This window comes from Terribacillus jepli (assembly GCF_047228925.1).
GTDB lineage: Bacteria > Bacillota > Bacilli > Bacillales > Amphibacillaceae > Terribacillus.
Genome location: NZ_JBFEGH010000016.1, coordinates 35,446 through 58,719 on the forward strand (window position 1 = coordinate 35,446; position 23,274 = coordinate 58,719).

21 protein-coding genes are annotated in these 23,274 nt (G+C 48.8%); 19 read left to right on the plus strand and 2 right to left on the minus strand.

Annotated elements, in window-relative coordinates; all coding sequences use genetic code 11:
- The 8 genes from AB1K91_RS16100 to AB1K91_RS16135 all read left to right on the plus strand — a co-directional run bounded on the left by AB1K91_RS16100 (position 1) and on the right by AB1K91_RS16135 (position 8,363).
- A complete protein-coding gene (locus AB1K91_RS16100; protein WP_413091290.1) occupies positions 1–1,152 on the plus strand; it encodes a Gfo/Idh/MocA family protein in 1,152 nt (383 codons plus the stop codon).
- A gap of 14 nt (positions 1,153–1,166) precedes the next feature.
- Positions 1,167–2,342, plus strand: a complete 1,176-nt coding sequence (locus AB1K91_RS16105; protein WP_413091291.1) for a dihydrodipicolinate synthase family protein — start codon at positions 1,167–1,169, stop codon at positions 2,340–2,342.
- Positions 2,339–3,157 (plus strand): sugar phosphate isomerase/epimerase family protein, encoded by an 819-nt coding sequence (locus AB1K91_RS16110; protein ID WP_413091293.1) that lies wholly within the window; start codon positions 2,339–2,341, stop codon positions 3,155–3,157. The genes AB1K91_RS16105 and AB1K91_RS16110 overlap by 4 nt, the downstream gene beginning before the upstream one ends.
- 14 nt (positions 3,158–3,171) lie before the next feature.
- Positions 3,172–4,266 (plus strand): Gfo/Idh/MocA family protein, encoded by a 1,095-nt coding sequence (locus AB1K91_RS16115; RefSeq protein WP_413091295.1) that lies wholly within the window; start codon positions 3,172–3,174, stop codon positions 4,264–4,266.
- Positions 4,263–5,453 (plus strand): Gfo/Idh/MocA family protein, encoded by a 1,191-nt coding sequence (locus AB1K91_RS16120; protein ID WP_413091297.1) that lies wholly within the window; start codon positions 4,263–4,265, stop codon positions 5,451–5,453. Before AB1K91_RS16115 ends, AB1K91_RS16120 begins: the two co-directional genes overlap by 4 nt.
- A 61-nt stretch (positions 5,454–5,514) precedes the next feature.
- Positions 5,515–6,525, plus strand: a complete 1,011-nt coding sequence (locus tag AB1K91_RS16125) for a TRAP transporter substrate-binding protein (RefSeq protein WP_413091298.1) — start codon at positions 5,515–5,517, stop codon at positions 6,523–6,525.
- 39 nt (positions 6,526–6,564) lie between these two features.
- Positions 6,565–7,056 (plus strand): TRAP transporter small permease, encoded by a 492-nt coding sequence (locus AB1K91_RS16130; protein ID WP_413091300.1) that lies wholly within the window; start codon positions 6,565–6,567, stop codon positions 7,054–7,056.
- Positions 7,053–8,363 carry a TRAP transporter large permease gene (locus tag AB1K91_RS16135; RefSeq protein ID WP_413091302.1) on the plus strand — a complete coding sequence of 437 codons (1,311 nt, stop codon included), beginning with the start codon at positions 7,053–7,055 and terminating at the stop codon, positions 8,361–8,363. The genes AB1K91_RS16130 and AB1K91_RS16135 overlap by 4 nt, the downstream gene beginning before the upstream one ends.
- Before the next feature lie 35 nt (positions 8,364–8,398).
- Here the strand turns inward: AB1K91_RS16135 and AB1K91_RS16140 are convergent, their stop codons facing one another.
- Positions 8,399–9,904, minus strand: a complete 1,506-nt coding sequence (locus tag AB1K91_RS16140) for a nitrate/nitrite transporter (protein ID WP_413091304.1) — start codon at positions 9,902–9,904, stop codon at positions 8,399–8,401.
- A gap of 186 nt (positions 9,905–10,090) precedes the next feature.
- Here AB1K91_RS16140 and AB1K91_RS16145 point away from each other — a divergent pair, with 186 nt between their 5' ends.
- The 11 genes from AB1K91_RS16145 to mobB all read left to right on the plus strand — a co-directional run bounded on the left by AB1K91_RS16145 (position 10,091) and on the right by mobB (position 22,563).
- Positions 10,091–13,774 carry a nitrate reductase subunit alpha gene (locus tag AB1K91_RS16145; RefSeq protein WP_413091306.1) on the plus strand — a complete coding sequence of 1,228 codons (3,684 nt, stop codon included), beginning with the start codon at positions 10,091–10,093 and terminating at the stop codon, positions 13,772–13,774.
- Positions 13,764–15,236: a nitrate reductase subunit beta gene (gene narH / locus AB1K91_RS16150; protein ID WP_413091308.1), complete on the plus strand. Its 1,473-nt coding sequence runs from the start codon at positions 13,764–13,766 to the stop codon at positions 15,234–15,236. Before AB1K91_RS16145 ends, narH begins: the two co-directional genes overlap by 11 nt.
- A gap of 16 nt (positions 15,237–15,252) precedes the next feature.
- Complete coding sequence (gene narJ / locus AB1K91_RS16155; RefSeq protein WP_413091310.1) at positions 15,253–15,789, plus strand: nitrate reductase molybdenum cofactor assembly chaperone; 537 nt, start codon at positions 15,253–15,255, stop codon at positions 15,787–15,789.
- A gap of 17 nt (positions 15,790–15,806) precedes the next feature.
- Positions 15,807–16,484: a respiratory nitrate reductase subunit gamma gene (gene narI / locus AB1K91_RS16160; protein ID WP_413091312.1), complete on the plus strand. Its 678-nt coding sequence runs from the start codon at positions 15,807–15,809 to the stop codon at positions 16,482–16,484.
- Positions 16,485–16,498: 14 nt separating this feature from the next.
- Positions 16,499–17,923: a tetratricopeptide repeat protein gene (locus tag AB1K91_RS16165; RefSeq protein WP_413091314.1), complete on the plus strand. Its 1,425-nt coding sequence runs from the start codon at positions 16,499–16,501 to the stop codon at positions 17,921–17,923.
- A gap of 96 nt (positions 17,924–18,019) precedes the next feature.
- Positions 18,020–19,039 carry a GTP 3',8-cyclase MoaA gene (moaA, locus tag AB1K91_RS16170; RefSeq protein ID WP_413091316.1) on the plus strand — a complete coding sequence of 340 codons (1,020 nt, stop codon included), beginning with the start codon at positions 18,020–18,022 and terminating at the stop codon, positions 19,037–19,039.
- A gap of 17 nt (positions 19,040–19,056) precedes the next feature.
- A complete protein-coding gene (locus AB1K91_RS16175; protein WP_413091318.1) occupies positions 19,057–20,052 on the plus strand; it encodes a ThiF family adenylyltransferase in 996 nt (331 codons plus the stop codon).
- Between the two features lie 5 nt (positions 20,053–20,057).
- A complete protein-coding gene (locus AB1K91_RS16180; RefSeq protein ID WP_413091320.1) occupies positions 20,058–21,371 on the plus strand; it encodes a molybdopterin molybdotransferase MoeA in 1,314 nt (437 codons plus the stop codon).
- Positions 21,364–21,843: a molybdenum cofactor biosynthesis protein MoaE gene (locus AB1K91_RS16185; protein ID WP_413091321.1), complete on the plus strand. Its 480-nt coding sequence runs from the start codon at positions 21,364–21,366 to the stop codon at positions 21,841–21,843. The genes AB1K91_RS16180 and AB1K91_RS16185 overlap by 8 nt, the downstream gene beginning before the upstream one ends.
- Positions 21,836–22,069 carry a molybdopterin converting factor subunit 1 gene (moaD, locus tag AB1K91_RS16190; protein ID WP_413091323.1) on the plus strand — a complete coding sequence of 78 codons (234 nt, stop codon included), beginning with the start codon at positions 21,836–21,838 and terminating at the stop codon, positions 22,067–22,069. Before AB1K91_RS16185 ends, moaD begins: the two co-directional genes overlap by 8 nt.
- A 2-nt stretch (positions 22,070–22,071) precedes the next feature.
- Positions 22,072–22,563, plus strand: coding sequence for a molybdopterin-guanine dinucleotide biosynthesis protein B (mobB, locus tag AB1K91_RS16195; protein ID WP_413091325.1), 492 nt, complete (start codon positions 22,072–22,074; stop codon positions 22,561–22,563).
- Here mobB and AB1K91_RS16200 read toward each other — a convergent pair.
- The gene (locus AB1K91_RS16200; protein WP_413091327.1) at positions 22,540–23,262 is read right to left on the minus strand and encodes a Crp/Fnr family transcriptional regulator; all 723 of its coding nucleotides are present in this window, start codon (positions 23,260–23,262) and stop codon (positions 22,540–22,542) included. The two genes, mobB and AB1K91_RS16200, sit on opposite strands and share 24 nt — an antisense overlap.
- Between the last annotated feature and the right edge of the window lie 12 nt (positions 23,263–23,274).

A 23,274-nucleotide genomic window follows, 5' to 3' on the forward strand; every position in this document is an offset into this window, starting at 1 on the left:
ATGGCGACTAAAAAAATTGGGATAATCATGAACGGTGTAACAGGAAGGATGGGAACGAACCAGCATCTTATCCGGTCTATCGCTGCGATACGGGCAGAAGGCGGTGTGCTGCTTTCGAGCGGGGACAGATTGATGCCGGATCCGATTCTCATCGGGCGCAATGAAGAAAAACTTGCAAAGCTTGCACGGGAAAATGATGTGGATCGTTATAGTACCAACTTAGATGCAGCCTTGGCCGATGATTATAATCAGATTTATTTTGATTCACAGACGACCAATCGTAGGGAAGCAAGCATCAAGCAGGCCATTGCGGCTGGGAAGCATATTTATTGTGAGAAACCGACGGCAACCAGCCTGGAAGGATCTTTGGAGCTGGCCAGATTGGCACGCGAGGCTGGTGTGAAAAATGGCGTCGTACAAGATAAGCTGTTCCTTCCGGGCCTTCAGAAGCTGAAACATTTGATCGATAGCAATTACTTCGGGGAGATTCTTTCTGTAAAACTGGACTTCGGCTACTGGGTGTTCGAGGGCGATTGGCAGGAAGCACAGCGGCCGAGCTGGAATTACCGAGCTGAGGACGGCGGCGGTATCATCGTCGATATGTTTGCCCATTGGCGATATGTCATCGACCATCTTTTCGGGGAAATCGATAGCTTGACCTGTCTTGGAGCAACACATATCCCGTACCGTGTAGATGAAGCGGGCAATCGCTACAAAGCAACGGCTGATGATGCTGCTTATGCTATTTTTGCTCTTAAGAACGGGATAGTTGTCCAGGCTAATTCCTCGTGGACGACAAGGGTCGATCGTGATGATTTGGTTACTTTCCAGGTGGATGGAACATTGGGAAGCGCGGTGGCGGGTCTTCGTGATTGCAAGATCCAGCATCGGGTGACAACGCCAAAGCCGGTATGGAATCCGGATATTCCAAATACAATCGATTTCCGTTCCCAGTGGGAGACATTACCGGAAAACCGCACTTATGATAATGGATTCAAGATTCAATGGGAATTGTTCCTGAAACATGTGGAAGAGAATGCAGCATTCCCTTGGGACTTGCTGGAAGGTGCAAAAGGCACCCAGCTATCGGATTTAGGGCTGGAAGCTTGGCGTGAGAAGAAATGGGTCACTGTTCCGAGTCTGGATGATTAAAAGGAGGAAGCTGCATGACAACGATTCTTTTACCGAAGCAAGGGCGCAAACTGGAAGAATATAAACTGGTCCATCCGGCTTCCTCTTATCCGGCCGAGGGAACCTTCCGAACAAGAATTGCTTATTCTGCAGCTCATGTGGTTGCAGATGCAACGTCCATTGCACATCCCATCCTTGGCGGAGCCGTTGATTGGGATGCTACTTTGGCGTATCGCAAAGCATTATGGAAGCTTGGTTTCGGGGTTGCAGAAGCAATGGATACAGCACAACGCGGTATGGGTCTTACATGGGAGATGGCTAAGGAATTGATTTCGCTAAGTGCGGTGGAGGCAAAAAAGGAGAATGCAGTGCTTGCATCCGGCGCTGGGACGGATCATTTGCCGGCAGACAGGACGTATACGATGTCAGAGATCAAGCAAGCCTATGAGGAGCAGTGTACATTTGTCGAAGGCGCCGGGAGCCGGATCATTCTGATGGCAAGCCGCGCATTGGCTGCCAGTGGCCGATCTGCCGCGGATTACAAGGATGTATACGGGCATGTGCTTGGAGGAGTGAAACAGCCAGTCATCCTGCATTGGCTCGGGCCAATGTTTGATCCGAAGTTGACAGGCTACTGGGGAGCGGAAGCAATCAGCCAGGCGATGGACGCTTGTCTTGATTTGATTCACCAGCATGAAACGAAAATCGACGGAATTAAAATTTCTTTGCTGGATAAAGACAGGGAGATCGAGATGCGATCCAAACTGCCGGCATCTGTCCGGATGTATACAGGAGACGATTTTAATTATCCAGAGTTGATTCAAGGGGATGGCGAGCAATACAGTCACGCACTGCTCGGGATATTCGATGCGATTGCACCAGCTGCATCCGAGGCGCTGCGTGCACTTGATGCCGATGATCTGGAAGGATATCGGGAGATTTTCGATAAAACGGTACCGCTTGCAAGGCATATCTTTGAAACGCCGACGTACGCGTACAAAACAGGAGTCGTTTTCCTAGCCTATCTGAATGGTTATCAATCACATTTCCGGATGATCGGTGGAGCGGAAGGGGCTAGATCGGTTGTTCATTTGAGTGAGCTATTCCGTCTGGCTGATCAGGCGGGTGTCTTGGTGGACCCAACACTTGCGGCGGAGCGGATGCAGCTTGTACTGAAGCTTGCAGGCATCGAACAGAAGGTGATGTCATGACAAAGGCAGATTTGCAGCTTCTCAGTCTCAATCAGATTACGACAGAAAACTGGTCCCTGAATGAAGCAATCCAAGGATGTGCCCGCCATGATATCCACTGGATTTCGATTTGGCGTCACAAGCTGGAAGCAGTCGGTGTGAAAGAAGCGAAAAAGCTGTTGACCGAATACGGCGTACAAGTTTCCAGTCTTTGCCGCGGCGGGATGTTCCCGGCAGCGACAGAGCAGGAGAGACAGCAGCGTATCGACGACAATAAACGGGCGATAGAAGATGCAAAGGCATTGGGGACCGATGTACTGGTACTCGTATGTGGACCCGCTTCCGATAAAAATATTGCGCAGGCTCGTCATTGGGTGGAGGCAGGAATTGAGGCAATCCTGCCGTATGCGGAAGAGATGGGTGTAAAGCTTGGAATCGAGCCGCTTCACCCGATGTATGCGGCTGACCGCTCGGTGATCAATACACTGGGACAGGCGAACACACTGGCTGAAAAACTTCAATCCGATCATCTAGGGGTGGTGGTCGATGCCTTCCATGTTTGGTGGGATCCAGAGCTTGAGAAGCAAATTGCCCGTGCCAAGGGTAAGATTCTCGGGTTCCACGTATCGGATTGGAAGGTACCGATGAAGGATATGTTCAAAGGAAGGGCCATGATGGGAGACGGTGTCATCGATCTGCGCGAGATGCGCAATATGGTGGAGGAAGCGGGCTATCATGGGCCAATCGAAGTGGAAATCATCAATCAGGAAATTTGGGATCAGCCGGGAGATGAAGTGCTTCATCAAATGAAGCGATGCTATCAGGCACATGTATGAAGGGGAGTATTTATATGGCACTGCTGAACCAATTGGAGGAGCTGGCCCAAAGAGCTGCTGAAGCGGCTGCTAACCGGGAAATCGTTCCTTTCACTTTTTCCGTTGCTGGGCTGGATCACCCGCACATCTATGGTATGGTGCAAGGTTTATTGGATGCAGGGGCACAGCTTGTGCATATCTATGACCGTAATCCTGATCAGGCACATGCACTATCGGCGGAATTCCAAACAGGAAAAGTCGTGGCGGAGCTGTCGGAGATATTGCATAGCGGAGTTGATCTGGTGGCTACAAGTATCGTGCCGTCTGCGCGGGGGGCATTAGGTGTTCAGGTGTTGGAACATGACAAGCATTTTCTGTCTGCAAAAGCGCCATTCACGACGATGGCTCAATTGCATGCTGCGGAGGATGCGGTGCGCCGATCGGGAAAGAAATGGGCGGTATTTTACAGCGAGCGATTAGCAGTGGAAGCTGCTTTGCTTGCTGATGAGATTGTACAGGAAGGACTGATCGGGGAGCTATTCCAGCTCACCGGTTCCGGTCCGCATCGACTGCAGGCACAAACGAGACCGGCATGGTTTTTCGATCCCGGGAAAAACGGGGGGATCCTTTGTGATATCGGCAGCCATCAAATCGAACAGCTGCTTCATTATGCAAGATGTAACGAAGCGAAGGTGCTGCATAGCAAGGTGGCGAATTATGCCCATCCGCAGTATGGTGACTGGCAGGATTTCGGTGATGCCACACTTGTTACAAATACAGGCGTCAGCCAATACTTCCGTGTCGATTGGTTCACACCCAAAGGGCTTCGGGTCTGGGGAGACGGACGAACGGTGCTGCACGGCACGAATGGGTTTGTGGAACTGCGCAAATACACGGATGTGGCACGATCGGCGGAAGGAGATCATCTGTACGTGGTAACGGACCATGAAGAGGTCTACTTCCCGGCTAAAGGAAAGGTCGGCATTCCATATTTCGGACAGTTGATTGATGATTGTATGCTGGGGACGGAGACGGCAATGCGTCAGGAACATACTTTCCAGGCAGCGGCTCTGGCCATCCAAGCGCAAGAGCAAGCTATCAGCCTGACAAAGGCAGGGGAGAGAAGATGAAGCAAGCAGTCGTTTTAGTTGGCATGAATGGATACGGCGAGCATTACTTGAACGCATTGCTGAAACGGGAGGATATTATATTTGCAGGTATCGTAGAGATCGATCCGGAAAAAAGCAGTCTTCTGAAACATGTGAAGCAGCGAGGTATTCCGATTTATACGAGCCTGGCCGCTTTTTATCAACAAAGGCAAGCAGACTTGGCGATTATTGCGACGCCCATCCATCTGCATACCGAGCAGGCAATTTTTGCACTTCGGCATGGATCAAATGTTCTTTGTGAAAAACCGATTTTCGCTGATATGCGTGATCGGGTGAAATGGGAAGAGGCAATTTCAGACTCAGGCAAGTGGGCTGCTATCGGTTTCAACTGGTCGTTCACTGCGCCGATCCTTGAGCTGAAAAAGGATATCCAAAAAGGGGTCTACGGAAAGCCGAAGCAGCTGAAAACCTTGGTGCTGTGGCCGCGGGATGAAGCCTATTTTTCTCGTTCGGCTTGGGCAGGGAAGCTGTGTGCGCAAGATGGACGGCAAATTCGCGATAGTGTAGCCAATAATGCTGCGGCTCACTTCATCCATAATATGCTTTACATGCTGGGTCAGGAGCTGCAGGGGACTGTCGGCGTCAAACGCCTGGAAGCTGAGCTGTACCGAGCCAATGACATAGAAACATTTGATACATGCGCCATCCGTTTTTATACAGATGAAGGGTGCGAACTGCTTTTTTATGGATCACATGCTACAGAGACAGAGCATGGTCCGCAGTTCAGTTACACTTTCGAAAAAGGAAATATCATCTATGATTGCAATCTTGACCAAGGCATCATCACTGGGTACACGGAAGATGGTCAGGAGAAAGTCTATGGCAATCCGCAGGCGAATCATTTGGATAAGTTGGATTATTGCATTGCAGCGCTGACAGATGGCAGGGAGATTCCATGCACCTTTGAAACTGCGCTCGGTCATGCGGCGATCATTGATGCATTACATCATGATAAAGCGGCTGTACAGCCATTCCCTAACGAAGTAATTTCAAAGACAGCGAAGAATGGCAGGACCGTCATCGATTTGGATAAGACGATGCATGCGTGCTATAGGAGCGGAAAGCTGCCGCATGAATTGTATGTACCATGGAGCAAATCCGCTGAACGAATTGATGTGATTTCGACACTGCAGAAGGGGAGTACTTGATTGCAGGCTGTCGGATGCTGTAAATTGTAAGCGCTTTATAACATGTTATGGAGGGTGAGTTATGAATCGAGCGAAAACGACGTGGCTGATTCTTGCTGTTTTGCTGCTTGCCATTGGCGTGCTCATGGTTGTCGCTCCTTCTTCGGATGCCGCTGGCCAGGAGGCGAGAAGGCTGACGATGGGACATATCCATAATCCAAATAGTCCGGTATATGCCAGTCTGGAGGAATTCAGCGGGGAGCTGGAAAACCGCACTGATGGCGTGCTGACAACAGATATCTATACTGAAGGCGGTCTTGGTGATGAAAGAGTAATGCTTGAGCTTGTTCAAAATGGAGTAGTCGATATGGCTAAAGTGAATGGCGGGGTTCTGGAGAGTTTCTACTCTGATTTCTCTGTTTTCAGTTTGCCTTATGTCTTCGAGGATGAAGAGCATTTCAAGCGGGTGATGCAGTCTGATATCGTGAAGGACCTCTATGAAGAGTTGGAGTCTATCGGTTTGCATGGTATCGCTTATTACGATGCCGGGGCAAGAAGCTTTTATACAGCAGACACACCGATTGAGGAGCCGGAAGACTTGGATGGGCTGAAGATACGGACAATGACGAATACAACATCCATCCGGACGATGGAACTGTTGGGAGCTTCGCCGACGCCATTGCCTGCCCCGGAGGTTTACACAGGGCTGCAGCAAGGGGTCATTGATGGGGCCGAGAGCAGCCCGATTGCACTGACGGATGCGAATCATGGCGAGGTAGCTAAGTTTTTTTCTTATGATGAACATACGCGAATTCCGGATTTTCTTATCATGAGCGAAAAGACATGGGATAGTCTGACGGCAGAACAGCAGCAGGCTGTCGAGGAAGCAGCAGCAATTTCTTCTGAGAATCATAATGAACGCTGGGACCAGCTGATCGAAGAAAGCATCAAAAAAGCAGAGGACGAGATGGGTGTAACTTTCAATGAACTCGATCAGGAGCCTTTCAAGGAACTAGTGCAGCCGCTGATTGAAGAGAGACGAAAGGACCCGGAAGTGGCTAAAGTCTTGGATGACATTGCAGCCCTGCAGTGACACGGCGGCGTTACAGAAAAACCAGAGGAGCTGAACGAGGTGGAAAAAGTACGGTATTGGGTAGATAAATGTATTTTGCTGGTGACTTGTACATTGACTGTCTTCTTGGTTGCAGGTGCAATCTGGCAAGTCTTCACACGCTTTGTCCTGCAGAATCCGAGCGTGTTCACAGAAGAGGTATTGCGGTTTTCTTTCATTTGGGTTGGATTGCTCGGAGCAAGTTATGCTTTTGGAGTGAAAGAGCATATTGCACTCACATTCCTGATGTCCAAATGGAAGGCTGCCAAAGATAAAAAAGCAGCCGAGCTAATTATCGAAGTGACGGTGCTTCTGTTCATGGTCGTCGTCTTTATCATTGGCGGCACACAGCTGATGCTTGCTTCCATGACACAGACTTCGCCGGTTCTTGGACTGCCGATGGGCTATGTCTATGCTGCGCTGCCATTGTCCGGTTTATTGAGTGTGTATTACATCGTGACGAATCGACTTATGGCACGTAAAGAAGCTGCCCGTGGGAGGGATGCAGCATGACGAGTGTCGTTCTTGCGGGTATTGTACTATTTGCTTTGTTCTTTCTTTTGATTTTTTTCGGCGTCCCGATTGCGATCAGTATCGGTTTATCATCATTGGCAGCAGGAGCAATGCTGCTGCCATTCGACGAAATACTAATGGTTGTATCGCAGCAGTTCATCGCTGGAATTGATAGCTTTGTCCTGTTGTCGCTTGTTTTCTTTACATTGGCAGGAAGTATCATGAATACCGGTGGCATTGCATTGCGCTTGATCAATTTGGCCAAGCTGTTGGCTGGACGACTTCCTGGTTCCTTGGCGCACACGAATGTCATTGGGAATACTTTGTTCGGAGCCTTGTCCGGATCTGCCATTGCATCAGCTGCAACGATGGGGAAAATCATGGCGCCGATGCAGAAGAAAGAAGGCTATGATCCATCTTATTCAGCAGCTGTGAACGTAGCTTCTGCACCGGCAGGTTTGATCATCCCGCCAAGCGGCACGCCAATCTTATATTCTGTTTTAAGCGGCGGAACATCGATCGGCGCCTTGTTTATTGCCGGGTATTTGCCAGGTATCCTAATGTCGGTGCTAATCATGGTGACAGCCTATATCGTGGCCAAAAGAAAGGGCTATGCGGTTTCCGAACCAATCCGCTTCTCCCAGGCAGCAAAAGTCGTTCTCGATGCTATCCCAAGCCTGATGCTGATCGTAGTCGTCATCGGCGGTATTTCATTCGGTGTCTTTACCGCAACAGAGGGAGCGGCTGTGGCAATTTTATATGCACTGGTGCTGAGTTTGATTTACCGCAGCTTGAAGTGGAAAGACATCCCGATCATTCTTCGGGATACGGTCATGTTCTCCGGGGTCATCCTTCTTTTGATTGGCGCATCAGGAGCGATGTCCTGGATTTTGTCTTATTCCAAGCTGCCGCAGATGCTTTCCTCCGGCATACTTGACTTCAGCGGTAATGCGGTCATACTGATGCTCATTATCGTCTTGATCCTTTTGGTTGTCGGAACCTTCATGGATATCGCGCCTGCCTTGCTTATCTTTACACCGATCCTGCTGCCGGTTGCGTTGGAATTCGGTGTCGATCCGATCCATTTCGGAACGATCATGTCGATGGGATTGGCTATCGGTACGATTACACCACCAGTGGGAACGGTCCTTTTCATCGGATCCAAGGTCGGCAATGTTACGGTTGAAGAAATGACGAAGCCATTGCTGCTGTTCTACATTCCGGTTTTTCTTGCCTTTCTTGCAGTAGCCTATATCCCGGCACTTAGTCTCTGGCTGCCGGAGCTCATGGGTGTACTCGATAAATGAAGAGAAAGCCTTCTTCCACGGGAAGAAGGCTTTTGTTATTGGCTAACAGCTAAATTGGTTACATCATTGAATATCCCGACATAGCTCTTTGTTTCTCCTGCATTGTTTTTCACGGGACTGATTGTCAGCCATTCTGGATAGATCTCCCCGTTCTTTCGCTTATTCCATATTTCCCCTTCCCAGAAACCTTCTCTTTCAATAGACTGCCACATGGCTTCGTAAAAGGCTTTATCATGTCGACCGGATTGCAGCAGATTGGGCTTTTTACCTGCTACGTCATCCTGGGTGTAGCCAGTGATGCGGGTGAATGCCGGATTGATTTGCTGAATGACCAAGTGACTGTCCGTGACCATGATACCTTCCGCTGTTCCGCTGATGATCTTGCTGCTTACATCCACTTGTTCGCGGTAGTAAAGATAGACGACGATCAAAAAACTCACCATCGCGAATTCGGATAATAGCATGAAGGCGATTGCGTGTTGTCCAGTGATGGCGGAAACCGATGTAAGAAGCAGCGGCGGGAAGAAGCCGCCTAAGCCACCCATGGCAGACACGATTCCATTCACGATCCCAGCTTGTTTGTGGAAATACAACGGTACGAGCTTGAAAACCGTACCGTTTCCGATACCGACTGTACATGCCACGGCAAGCGCGCCAACCGTATACCAAGGCAGACTTGGAGAGAAGGATAGCAAAATGCCGGACAAGGCGACACCGACGAATACAAGCATCAATAGGATGAAGGCATCGAAGCGATCAGCCAGCCATCCCCCGACAGGACGCAGCAGGGTGGCGATGACAATGAAGATGGCAGTCCTGATCCCGGCATCAACGGGATCCAGCCCGAAGCTGTCGACCAAAAGACTTGGAAGGAATACAGTGAACGCCACAAAAGCCCCGAATGTAATGAAATAAAACAAACTGACAAACCAGAGAATCGGGTTTCGGTAAACACCTTTGATTTGCTCTACCATGGATTTCTTTGCTTTCTCTTCACGCTTGTCTCCGAATAGGAAAATAAGCACGGCATATACGAGAAGTAAAATCAAATAAAGTTGCACGGTGCCTTGCCAGCCTATCGCTCCTGCTAGAATCGGTGCGCCAAAGGTCGTGATTGCTGTCCCGATATTGCCGATACCGTATATGCCGTTAATGAAACCGTGTTTTTCCTTCGGATAGTATTTGGGCAGGGAAGTCACCCCGATGGAAAAGGTTGCACCGCCTACACCTAAAATCAGCCCCCCGATAATCAAATCCATGAAGCTATCGGCTGTACTGATATAGAAAACTGGTGCCGATAAAATGATAAAGCTAAACAAGAAAATGATCCGTGACCCGATTCGATCTGTATAAAAACCAATCGGAATCCGTAATAGCGACCCAAGTACGACAGGAATAGCCGTAACGAGTGAGGCTTGGCCGGAAGTCAGTGTGATATCTTCCCGGATGTAAGGCATCAAGGAAGAAAGCAACACCCAAATCATGAACCCGACTACCAGACTGGATGTTTGCAAAGATAGCTGAATTGTTGGTTTTTTCATGAGGAAACCTTTCCTTTCCATTAGTAAGTGTCTTTTATGCTGTTATCTTACAAACTCTGTTGGAAGCAGGTAGTGAAAAACATCACAATCTAGGATGTTTTTTTTGCGTATGTGTGATGTTTCTCACAACCTCGATTGCAAATCGGTGTTTAACTGAATGTAAGAACTTCGTTTGGAGGGACAACAATGAAAAAGAAAAGCTCACCGCTCTGGCAACGTATGCATTATTTGAAACCAATCGAAAAATATGCCGAAAAGCATAGCCAATTACAAGAAGGAAACCGAGACTGGGAGAACGTTTACCGGAAAAGATGGCAGCACGATAAAGTGATTCGTTCCACTCATGGTGTGAACTGCACGGGTTCTTGCAGCTGGAACATATATGTGAAGGATGGAATTGTCACCTGGGAGGGCCAGCAGCTGGACTACCCGACAACCGGACCGGATATGCCGGAATTCGAACCGCGCGGCTGTCCCCGCGGTGCAAGTTTCTCCTGGTATATCTACAGCCCTCTGCGCGTGAAGTATCCATATGTAAGGAAAAAGCTGCTCCACCTGTGGAGGGAAGCGTTAGCAGCGCATGCCAATCCGCTGGAGGCATGGAAATCAATTGTGGAAGATAAAGAAAAAGCTATGTCCTATAAGCGCGCACGAGGAAAAGGCGGATTGGTGCGCGGCACATGGGAGGAAGTAACGCAGCTTATAGCAGCGTCGGTATTGTATACGATGAAAAAGTATGGGCCGGATCGCAATGTCGGCTTTTCCCCGATCCCGGCAATGAGTATGATCAGTCACGCAGCAGGAAGTAGGTTCATGTCCTTGATCGGCGGCCCGATGCTGAGCTTTTATGATTGGTATGCTGATCTGCCGCCTGCTTCCCCGCAAATTTGGGGAGATCAAACCGATGTACCGGAATCATCGGACTGGTTCAACTCCAGCTATATCATGACATGGGGTTCAAACGTACCGCTCACACGTACGCCGGATGCTCATTTCCTTGTCGAAGCACGATACAAAGGAACAAAAGTCATTTCTGTCAGCCCGGATTATGCGGAATCCACAAAATTTGCAGACGACTGGCTTTCTGTGCGCCAAGGAACGGATGGGGCGCTAGCCATGGCGATGGGGCATGTCATTTTGTCAGAGTATTATCAGAAGCAGCGTACGCCGTATTTTGAAACATACGCCAAACAGTATACAGACTTTCCTTTTGCAGTAAAGCTGAAAAAAGACGGCGATATATTCACGGCCGATCGTTTTCTCCATGCCAAGGATATTCATCTATCAACTGAAAATGATGAGTGGAAACCTGCGATGTACAACAAGGCAACCGATCGTTTCGCCATCCCGCATGGAACAATGGGCTCCCGCTGGGACAAAAAAGGGAAGTGGAATCTGAAGCTTGAGGATGAACAGACCGGCGAGAAAATCGAGCCTGTATTGAGCTTCCTTGGCCGGGAGGATGAAGTGGTGCATGTGAGCATGCCATACTTCGATGCCCAGGAGAATAAAGCGCTCCCACGCGCCGTACCTGTCAAAAAGCTCGAGATGGATGGGAAAACAATGTACATCACGACAGTTTACGATTTGATGCTGGGGAACTATGGTGTGGACCGGGGTATCGGTGGCACAGTCGCAAAATCGTATGACGACATCGCGCCATTTTCACCAGCGTGGCAGGAAAGCATCACCGGTGTCGACCGTAACTTGGTCATCAAAATAGCGAGGGAATTTGCGCAAAATGCCGTGGACACAAATGGCAAGTCCATGATCATCGTCGGTGCCGGCATCAACCACTGGTTCAATTCCGATACCATTTACCGCGCAGTGCTGAATCTCGTCCTGCTAGTCGGTGCACAAGGAGTGAATGGCGGCGGCTGGGCTCATTATGTCGGTCAGGAGAAACTGCGTCCCGTGGAAGGCTGGAACAGCATCGCGACGGCGAAAGACTGGGGCGGACCGCCGAAACTGCAAAATGGTACATCCTTCTTCTATTTCGCGACAGATCAGTGGCGGTTTGAGGAAACACCTGTCAGCGATTTGACGGCTGCAACGGTGGACCGTGCCCGATATGATCATCATGGAGACTACAATGTCTTGGCGGCAAGGCTCGGATGGCTGCCGTCTTACCCGACTTTCAATAAGAATGGAATAGCATTGTACGAAGAAGCCGTTGCTAAAGGAAAGCAGACTACAGAAGAAATCGGCGAGTATGTGGCTGCCCAGTTAAAAGAGAAAGAACTGCAATTCGCGATAGAGGATCCGGATGACCCAGTCAATTTTCCGCGTACGCTATTTGTCTGGCGGGCGAATCTGATTTCCAGCTCCGGAAAAGGGCATGAGTACTTTTTGAAACACTTGCTCGGAGCTTCACATGGCCTGCTCAATTCAGATGAGGAAAGCATACGGCCTGAGGAAATTAAATGGAGGGACGAAGCACCGGAAGGAAAGCTCGATTTGCTTGTGAACCTGGATTTCCGGATGGCAGGTACAGCGCTTTATTCCGATGTGATTCTTCCAGCATCGACATGGTATGAAAAGCACGACTTATCCAGTACGGATATGCATCCATTTGTGCATCCGTTCAATCCGGCAATTGCTTCTCCATGGGAAGCGAAATCGGATTGGGATATATTCAGCACACTGGCTAAGGGAGTATCAGACCTTGCCAAGGAACTCGAAATGGCGCCAGTAAAAGAAGTGGTGGCAACACCGCTTAACCATGATACACCGGCAGAGATGGCGCAGCCTATGGGAGAAATCAAAGACTGGTCCAAAGGTGAATGTGAGCCAATACCGGGGAAAACGATGCCGCAGATTCACGTGGTCGAGCGTGATTATAAAGATGTATATGACAAGATGGTGGCACTTGGGCCGAATATCGGCAAGCAGCCGTTCGGTGGTAAGGGAATCAGCTGGGAAATGAAGAAGGAATACGAAGCGGTGAAGCATGTGCTGGGCACGGTTCAAAATGGCGGTATTGCCGATGGCTGTCCGGATATCAAACATGCACGGGATGCATGTGAAGCGATCTTGATGCTCTCTTCTACCACCAATGGGAAAGTCGCCGTGAAAGCGTGGGAAGCACTGGAGAAGCAGACGAGTTTAGAACTGAAAGATTTGGCTGAAGAACGGGAAGAAGAGGTATTCACATTCGATCAAATAACGGCACAGCCGAAAACGGTGATCACATCCCCTGCTTTCAGCGGTTCCGAAAAAGGCGGCAGAAGATATTCGCCTTTCACTACCAATATCGAAAAGCTGATCCCGTTCCGAACGATAACAGGAAGACAATCTTATTTCCTTGATCATGACATGATGAAGGAATTCGGGGAGTCTTTCGCCGTATTCAAACCGATCCTGAACCAGCAGCCGTTTCGCAGCAAGCGACCGGATATCGAAGGAAAAGAAATCACGCTGAACTATCTGACTCCGCATAATAAGTGGTCCATTCACAGTATGTATTTCGATTCGCAGCCGATGCTGACACTGTTCCGGGGCGGCCCAACAGTGTGGCTCAATAAAGACGACGCAGCAGAAGCTGGCGTGGAAGATAACGACTGGATCGAATGTTTCAATCGGAACGGCGTGGTCGTAGCACGGGCGGTCGTGTCACACAGAATACCAAGGACGATGGCTTTCATGCATCACGCCCAAGATCGCCATATTCATGTGCCGGGCACAAAGCTAACCAAAAACCGAGGCGGTACACACAATAGCCCGACACGCATTCATGTGAAGCCAACACATATGATCGGCGGCTATGCCCAATTAAGCTATGGGTTCAATTATTACGGCCCTACCGGCAACCAACGAGATTTGAATGTCATCATCCGCAAGCTGAAGGAGGTCGATTGGCTTGAAGATTAAAGCGCAAGTCGGCATGGTGATGAATTTGGATAAATGCATCGGCTGCCATACATGCAGCGTCACCTGTAAAAACACTTGGACAAATCGCCCTGGTGCGGAATATATGTACTTCAATAATGTCGAGACAAAACCTGGAATCGGCTATCCCAAACGCTGGGAAGACCAGGGGAAATACAAAGGCGGGTGGGAGTTGAAGGGCGATACTTTACGTCTGAAATCCGGTTCCAAGACAAGCCGGCTGCTGAATTTGTTCCACAATCCTTACTTACCGGAATTGGACGATTATTACGAGCCTTGGAACTATGATTATGAAACGTTGACAACCAGCGCAGAGCGCAAGCACCAACCGGTGGCCCGCGCCAAATCTGCCATCACTGGTGAATTCATGGATCTGGAGTGGGGCCCGAACTGGGAAGATGACTTGGCTGGCGGACATGTGACTGGGCTGCGTGATCCGAACGTCGAAAAGATGGAAGAATCCATCAAGACGGAGTTCGAGGATGTATTCATGATGTACCTGCCTCGCATCTGTGAGCATTGCGTGAACCCATCCTGTGTGAGTTCCTGTCCATCCGGAGCTATGTATAAACGGGACGAGGACGGGATTGTGCTTGTCGATCAGAATGCCTGCCGTGCGTGGCGGCACTGTGTTTCCTCTTGCCCATACAAAAAGGTCTACTTCAATTGGCAGACAAATAAAGCGGAAAAATGCACATTATGTTTCCCACGTATCGAAAATGGCCAGCCAACCATCTGTTCCGAGACATGTGTCGGACGTATCCGCTATATCGGGGTCATGCTGTACGACGCAGACCGTGTATTGGAAGCTGCTTCCGTGCCGGATGAAAAGGAACTTTACCATGCGCAGCTTGGAATCTTCCTTGATCCAAATGACCCGGATGTCATCAAACAAGCGAAAAAAGATGGCATCCCGGCAGACTGGATCGAAGCTGCCCAGCAGTCACCGATCTATAAAATGATCATCGACTGGAAAATTGCTTTGCCGCTTCATCCGGAATACCGGACGATGCCGATGGTATGGTATGTGCCGCCTCTCAGTCCAATCATGAACATGATCGAAGGAAAAGGCAGCGGTGCAGATACAGCAGATATCTTCCCAGCCATCGATAACATGCGCATTCCAGTAGAGTATTTAGCCAACCTGCTGACAGCAGGAGATACGAGCCATATTCGTACTGTATTGAAGAAAATGGCGGTGATGCGTCAATTTATGCGGGCTGAAACGACAGGACGAGCATTTGATGCAAGTTTGATAGAAGAACTTGAAATGACAGAGAAGGATATCCGCCATATGTATCGGCTTCTGGCAATCGCCAAATATAAAGATCGTTTTGTCATTCCGCACAGCCATAAGGAAGAAGTTGCCGATCTGTATGCCGAACAGGGAGCGTGCGGCTTGGACTTTGCAGGCGGCCCTGGCAGCTGCGGCGTTGTGAAATAGGAAAGGAGAGGTACACATGCATATCGCATTGCAAGTCGTGTCCTACCTGCTGCGTTATCCTACGAGGGACTTGACAGACGACCTGATGGATATCCGTGCATTTTGTGCAGAAATGGAGCCGAAGGACGCGCAGGAACATTTGGCTGCCTTTTTAAAAGAATTAGAGGATCGCGACATAGATCAGATCATCGATCACTATATCAATCACTTCGATTTTGGACGTCTGACCAATTTGTATGTATCGTATCTTAAGCTTGGGGAGCAGCGGGAACGCGGTTTGGAGCTTCTGAAGCTGAAGATGATTTATGAGGCATACGGCTTTACTCCGACAGAAGAGGAATTGCCTGATTATTTGCCGCTGCTTTTGGAGTTCTGTGCTTATGCTCCTGAGGCAGCACGTAAGGAAGTGCTGGAGATGCATGGAAAGGCCATCAATGAAATCCGCAGCAAATTGAGGGAAGAAGGCAGCTATTACGCCGCCTTGCTAGATGCACTTTTCTGTTTGATGGAACAGGAAGGGATCGCGTGGGAGCCTGAGGAGAAGGCTGGCTAAAAAGGAGAGAAACAGAGATGGAGACATTGCTATGGGGTATATTCCCCTACATCGTCGCTACGATATTCATTGGCGGGCATATCTATCGCTATCAGAAGGATCAGTTCGGCTGGACGACAAAGTCCAGTGAATTATTGGAGAAACGCAGATTGCGCGTCGGTTCCTTGCTCTTTCATTGGGGATTGATGATGGTATTCGGCGGTCACGTAATGGGGCTTTTGATACCGATAGATTTCTATATGAGATTGGGTGTTTCCGAGCATACCTATCACATGATGGCTATTGTATTCGGTATACCGGCTGGTATTGCTGCCTTTATCGGAGTGGGGCTGCTCGCGTACCGAAGATTCAGTTTTAAGCGGCTGCGTGCGACATCAACAACGTCTGACTGGGTGACGTTGGTTTTATTGCTGCTTGTCATTGCGACAGGTCTCTTGGCAACGACATTCAATGTCGATTCACATGGCTTTGATTATCGGACGACAATCGCACCATGGCTTCGCGGTCTGTTCATCTTCCGCGTGCAGCCAGAGCTGATGGAGTCCGTTCCGGTATGGTTCAAAATTCATATTTTCATGACGTTCGTTTTATATATCGCGTGGCCATTTACCAGATTGGTACATGCTTTCAGTTTCCCGATTCGTTACTTATCCAGAAGTTATGTGATTTATAAAAGAAAAGTAACCGTCAAATAAAGGAGTGCATGCTTATGCCAGTGCAAATGGAAGAATTCACTGCTTTGAAAGCTGAACTGCAAACAGGAAAAGCATCAAAAGAAGTCATTAGGCTCCTGGAAGATATGTCGGCTGGTGCTGATGATTCCCTTAGACTTCGAATCTATCACCTGCTGGCAGGCTATCATGCGAGCAGCCGTCAATACGAACAAACCATCCTGCATTGTCAGCGTGCCATCCGTTTGGCCGAAGCGGTATCGGGTCCGGATTTATCACTTATCATCGACTCCTATCTCATCTACGCAGCGATGGAGACGAGTTACAAACAAGCTGCCGCGGCCCGGGTGGAGTTGGCGAAGCTGCTTCTTTTCCTGGAGAAACGGCAATTCAAGGACGCTTTTGTTTCGGGGAAAATATATCTCCAGCTTGCCAAAACAGCTATTGTCGAGGAACAGATTGATTTGGCCATTCGACAGTTGAAGGAAAGTGTCAGCTTCTTCAAGCAAGCAGCCGCTGATCTGCACCCGGCAGTTCAGCAGGTGCTGCATTTGCTTGTCCAAGTATATGAAGAGGCAGGACTATATGAAGAAGCACAAACTCTTGTGAAAGAACAGATCAAAGAGATGATGCGTCTGCAAGCAAGGAAACGTGAGCTCGCATGGCGCATCAGACAAGGAGAACTTTTCTTCTACACTGATTTAAAGAAGGCGCGACGCATTCTATCCAAGGCATTGCAGCTAACAGAACAAGCTGATGAAACGGAACTGTCCGTGCGTGTATATGTGCTGCTTGGCGAGATAGATGAAGAGATGCAACAGTTTCCGCGAGCGATCTCATACTATGAACGCGCCAGATCAGCAGGGCAAGCAGCCGATCAGCTCATGAGCTATCTGGAAATCAAGATTGGCTTGCTTGCCATTAAAGCAGGGCATATAGAGAAAGCGAAACGCTACTTGGAAAACATTCCTCCGCATACACCTGCATCGATACGCGACCCAGCATTATATGCATTGGCCGCGTTGTATGGACAAGAAAAGGAGTATGAGAGAGGGAGGCAAATACTAAAGCAGCTGTTTTCAGGAAGGCAAGAGAAAACAAAGATGCGTGCAGATGCCTTGCAGCTATTAGCTTCGTTCGAATTTGAGCTGCATCATAACGGGGAGGCAATCCGTCTTTTCGAGGACGCTTCGGTTATTTATCGGAAAAATTCCCATCATCGCTTTGAGCAAGGCATGACAATGCTGAAGCTAGGGGGTTGTTATGAAGAAATAGGTGATCAGAAACAAGCTGCCGTCTGTTATGAAGAAGCGGTGGCGGTAATGGAAAAAACACGCCATAGGCAGGGGATAGAAGAAGCGTTGGCACAGATTCTTCGATTCTACGAGAAAAACGAGAATCCCTTGAAGCGCTATATCTATGAAAATAAATTAGTGAAATGGCAGTTGGAAAAAATCCGTTAAAGATGACTTTAGCGGATTTTTTATATGTTTATGTGTGACATATTTCACAGACTCTATTCATGAAAGGGCGTAAGATGAAGGCAAGAAACAAAGGAGATGGCATACATGAAACGACTAACAGATAAATTTGGACGCCCTTTGCAGGATTTGCGTATCTCTGTCATCGACCGGTGTAATTTCAGGTGTACTTATTGTATGCCTCGTGAGATATTCGGAAAAGATTTCCCATTTTTGCCCAAAGATAATTTGCTTACTTTCGATGAAATAGTACGTCTGGCCAGTATCTTCACAAGTCTGGGAGTCCGGAAGATTCGTCTCACAGGGGGAGAGCCGTTGCTGAGACGTGGCCTGCCGGAGCTGATCGGCAAGCTTACATCTTTATCGGGATTACAAGATATCGGACTGACAACGAATGGTCTGCTGCTCGGCTCCCAGGCAACTGATCTGAAACAAGCAGGATTAGATCGTGTGAATGTCAGCTTGGATGCGCTGGATGATAGCTTGCTTCGTTCCATCAACGACACGGGAGTTGGACCAGCTCGCATAATAGCCAGCATAGAAAAAGCTAGATTGGCAGGGCTGGAAGTGAAGGTGAACATGGTGGTAATCAAAGGAAAGAACGAACAGGAAATCTTGCCTATGGCCGCTTATTTTCGTGAAGCCGGTGTCGCGCTGCGGTTTATTGAATTCATGGATGTCGGGCAGACGAATGGCTGGAATTTTGACAAAGTCGTTCCCAAACAGCAAATTCATGACCTGCTCGATACGCATTTTGGATTGGAGCCGCTGGAGCCTGCTTATAACGGTGAAGTAGCCAAGCGTTATCGCTATCGAAATAGTCAATCGGAAGTGGGTTTCATCACTTCTGTATCGGAGTCCTTTTGTTCAGGCTGTACAAGGGCACGAATAGCAGCGGATGGGAAAATGTACAACTGCTTGTTTGCAACTGGTGGAGTGGATTTCCGGACATCACTCCGTAACGGTGCAACAGAGGAAGAATTAAAACAGCTGATCGCTCAAACGTGGGCATACCGTTCAGATAGATATTCAGATGAAAGAACAGCAGAAACTGTTCGCAGCCGGAAAAAAATCGAGATGTCCTACATCGGCGGATAAAGAAAGGGTGAGCTTAGATGGAAGATCGATATGCCAGGCAGGAAGCGTGGTCAGGTATTGGACATGATGGTCAACAACAAATTCGGCAAAAGCACGTTCTGATTGTAGGCTGCGGAGCACTTGGGACAGCGAATGCTGAAACACTCACACGAGCTGGAGTCGGCAAATTGAGTCTCATTGATCGAGACTATGTGGAATATACCAATTTGCAGCGCCAGCAGCTTTTCACGGAAGCTGATGCTGCGCAAGCGATACCAAAAGCAATTGCAGCCAGAAATCATCTGCAAGCAATAAACAAAGATGTGGATGTACAGGCACATGTGATGGAAGCAACGAAGCAGACATTGCCGTCTTTAGTGGATGATGTGGATGTGGTGATTGATGCAACAGACAATTTCGATACAAGGTACGTGTTGAATGACATCTTGCTTCAGCGTAATATACCGTGGATTTTCGGCTCCTGCGCAGGAAGCGCAGGAATGAGCTATACCATTCTGCCAGGGCAGACCCCGTGCTTTCATTGTCTTTTCAAGCAGGCAGAGGGCGGTGCGACTTGTGATAAAGAAGGGATCATTGGTCCGGCAGTCCAGATGGTAGCAGCGCACCAAACGGCAGAAGCTTTGAAGCTGCTTGTAGGAGCAGATACTGCGTTGCGATCAACCATGATGATGGTTGATTTGTGGTCGAACCATTATCGCCAAATCGATATGCAAGCTGCGCGACAGGAAAGCTGTCCATCCTGCGGGAAGGATCCCACTTATCCGTCACTGCTTCAAGATCCGCTGCAGGCAGCGGCATTATGCGGCAGAGATACAGTTCTTATCCGGCGTCATCCGGTGAATCTGGATGTCCTGGAGTCGTTGCTTCCGGACATATCAGTGAAAAATGAACATCTGATTGTAGCGGGCTACGCGCAATTGCGATTTGTCTTTTTCCGCGATGGAAGAACGTTGGTACACGGTACCAATTCTATCGCAGAAGCCAAACGACTTTATTACCAACTAGTGGGGTGAAAAAAATGCAAGTGGAGAAAAGAAGACCAATCCGTGTCGGCGAAGCGATATGCCGGGTCATGCGTTATGCAGATCGGGGCGGAGTTGAAAGGGTTCCAATCGAGGAAAGTTACGATCGCGTAATAGCCGGTCCTTTGACAGCGACTCATCCGGTCCCTCCTTTCCATAAGTCACCTTATGATGGTTATGCAATCCGGGCATGTGATACAAAAGGGATCTCGCGTAAATACCCAAGGCGTTTTGAAATCGTCGCCACAATTGGAGCAGGTTATTTATATGACGGAGTAGTCGAACGTAATCAGGCGGTTCGTATCATGACAGGAGCTGCAATACCAACAGGCTGTGATGCTGTCGTGATGCTGGAGAAAGGAAAGGCCCTTCAGGAGGCAGGCAAGCAATTTGTCGAATTGAAACATCCAGTGGCAGCAGGGGAGAATATTTCTTTCAAAGGAGAAGATGCAAGGGAAGGAAGTGTACTTGTACAGGAAGGACAACGAATCAATCCCGGCGTGACAGCACTGTTGGCCACATTTGGATATGCCCAAGTGCCAGTGGCTAAAAAACCGGTGATCGGCATCCTTTCAACGGGAAGCGAACTGCTTGATATCGGGGATGAAATGGAGCTGGGCAAAATTCGCAACAGCAACGCGGCAATGCTGCGGGCGCAAATTCAGCGGGCTGGCGGGGAGGCGGTGTACTTTGGCCAATGTCCGGATGATTTGGAAATGAGTCTGAAACGAGTAAAACAAGCGTTTGAACAAGTAGACATACTGCTAACTACCGGAGGTGTTTCGGTAGGTGATTTTGATTACTTGCCAGCCATCTATGAACGGATGCAGGCAGATGTCCTGTTCAATAAAATTGCCATGCGACCTGGGAGTGTCACGACTGCGGCTGTAAAAGACGGGAAGCTGTTGTTCGGTTTATCCGGTAATCCATCTGCTTGCTATGTTGGATTTGAATTATATGTGCATCCGGTGATTCGGACATTTCTTCATTCAAAGGTACCTTATCATCAGAAAGCATGCGCTTTCCTCGGTGTCAGTTTTCCAAAGCCAAATCCTTATGATCGATTTGTGCGAGGCAGCATCTCGATAGTAGAAGGAGCTCTTCAAGCTACACCAGTAGGGTTGGATAAGTCAAATTCGGTCACGTCGCTTTCCGGGGCGGATTGTCTGATCATGCTGCCGCGGGGAACGATCGGATACGAACGTGGAGCACGTGTGACCGTCATCTTGCTGGAGAATGACAGCGGCACAACCTGGAACGGATTCAAACAAATGACGTCCAAATACGATGGGAGTGAGCGATATGGATAAGGAATGCTATTGCATTACAGAAGCACCAATTCCAGTGGAACAGATCATCTGCCGGGTGCAAGCCAGGGATGCCGGGGCAATCACTACTTTTATCGGGACTGTCCGGGAATGGACGAAAGGTAGGAGGACGCTGTATCTCGAGTACCAAGCTTATATACCGATGGCAGCTCGGATGCTGAAGCAAATCGGTGATGAAATCAAAGAAAGATGGCCGGGAACGGAAACTGCTATCACACACAGAATCGGAAGGCTGGAGATCGGGGAGGCTGCAGTGGTCATCGCTGTTTCATCCCCTCATCGGAAAGCAGCTTATGATGCGAATGCCTTTGCAATCGAGCGTATCAAAGAAATGGTGCCGATTTGGAAGAAAGAACATTGGGAAGGTGGCGAGACGTGGATAGGCAATCAGGCAGGGGACATTGCCTATCCCGACGGACAGCCGCTTTCGGAGGGGGTTGAGATGAATGATTAAGGTATTATTGTTTGCTCACTTACAGGAGTCGGTAGGAGAATCCATGCTCGAGGTGGCAGTCGATATACAATCAGTTGGCACGTTGAAGGAATGGCTGGCGGAGCATTACCCGTTGCCAGGGATAAGGCAAGTGATGACGGCGGTGAATGAGGCATATGCAACAGATGAGACTGCCCTTCAATCAGGTGATACTGTTGCGTTCATCCCGCCTGTCAGCGGTGGCTGATCATGCGCATACTTCAAGTTGTTGGTTTTAAGGACAGTGGAAAAACAACGCTTGTTTGTGGCCTGGTTAAAAAATTCACGACAGAAGGGCTTAAGGTCGGATCCCTAAAACACCATGGACACGGCGGGAAACCACAAGGCTGGCAGAAAACGGATAGCGCCAAGCATCTGCAAGCCGGCGCAATGCTTGCTGGAGTGGAGGGGGCAGGTGTATTCGAATTGGAAACTTCTTCGTTGGAATGGGAACTGGAGAAACTCATTCCAATCTATCAATATGCAGGTGTCGAAATAATGATTATCGAGGGCTACAAGCAAGCGGCTTATCCCAAGATCGTTATGCTGCGAAATCCAAAAGAGCTAGCATTGTTGGAGAGCGTGACGAATTGCATGGCAGTTGTGTCCGATGAACAGGAAGCGAGGAAGTATTCCTACCCGGTTTACAGCTATAGCGATACAGGAGATCTGCTGGCATCAATTGATATTGCAGATCTCTAGTGGACAGTTTTCGCAAGCAATTTGTTGTTTTAGATAGTGCATATCCGTGATGACGATGTGATGGTTGCTCGTCATTTGGATTACACCCTGTTTCCTAAGGTCAGCCAGCATCCGATTGACACTTTCGCGTGTGGCGGCGCAGAATTTCGCCAGCTCTTGGTTTGTCATTACCAGGTTGATCCGTATACCTGATTCTGTCTGTGTCCCGTAGCTGTTTGCCAGACGAATCAAGGTGGAATAGAGTGCGCCCTTCTTTCCGTTCAACAGCAAATCCCGTATTTTGGATTGGAATTTACGCATATGGTTATTGACCCATTTCAAATATTCGAAAGTTAAGTGGCCATTTGTCATCAGTGCCTCTTCCAGGACATGTTTCTTGATGACGAAAACTTCACCGGATTCCAGTACAAGGGAGCTTAATAGATACGTTGGCTGATCTCCGAATAATGTCAGCTCTCCCATGATGTCTTCTTTACGGCAGATCCGAAGAATCATTTCCTTTCCATCGGCCGTCAGCTTGTTGATTTGGATAAGGCCGCTTTTGAGGATATAGATCTCATCGGCAGTATCGCCTTCATGAAATAAATAGGAATCTTTTTCAATTTTCCGTTCGGTACCAAGACTGTGGAGCAGCCCGCGAAGCTCACTGGATATTCGATACCCTTCGTTGTTTGGCTGATGCAGTATACTCGCTTGCACGTCATCCCTCTC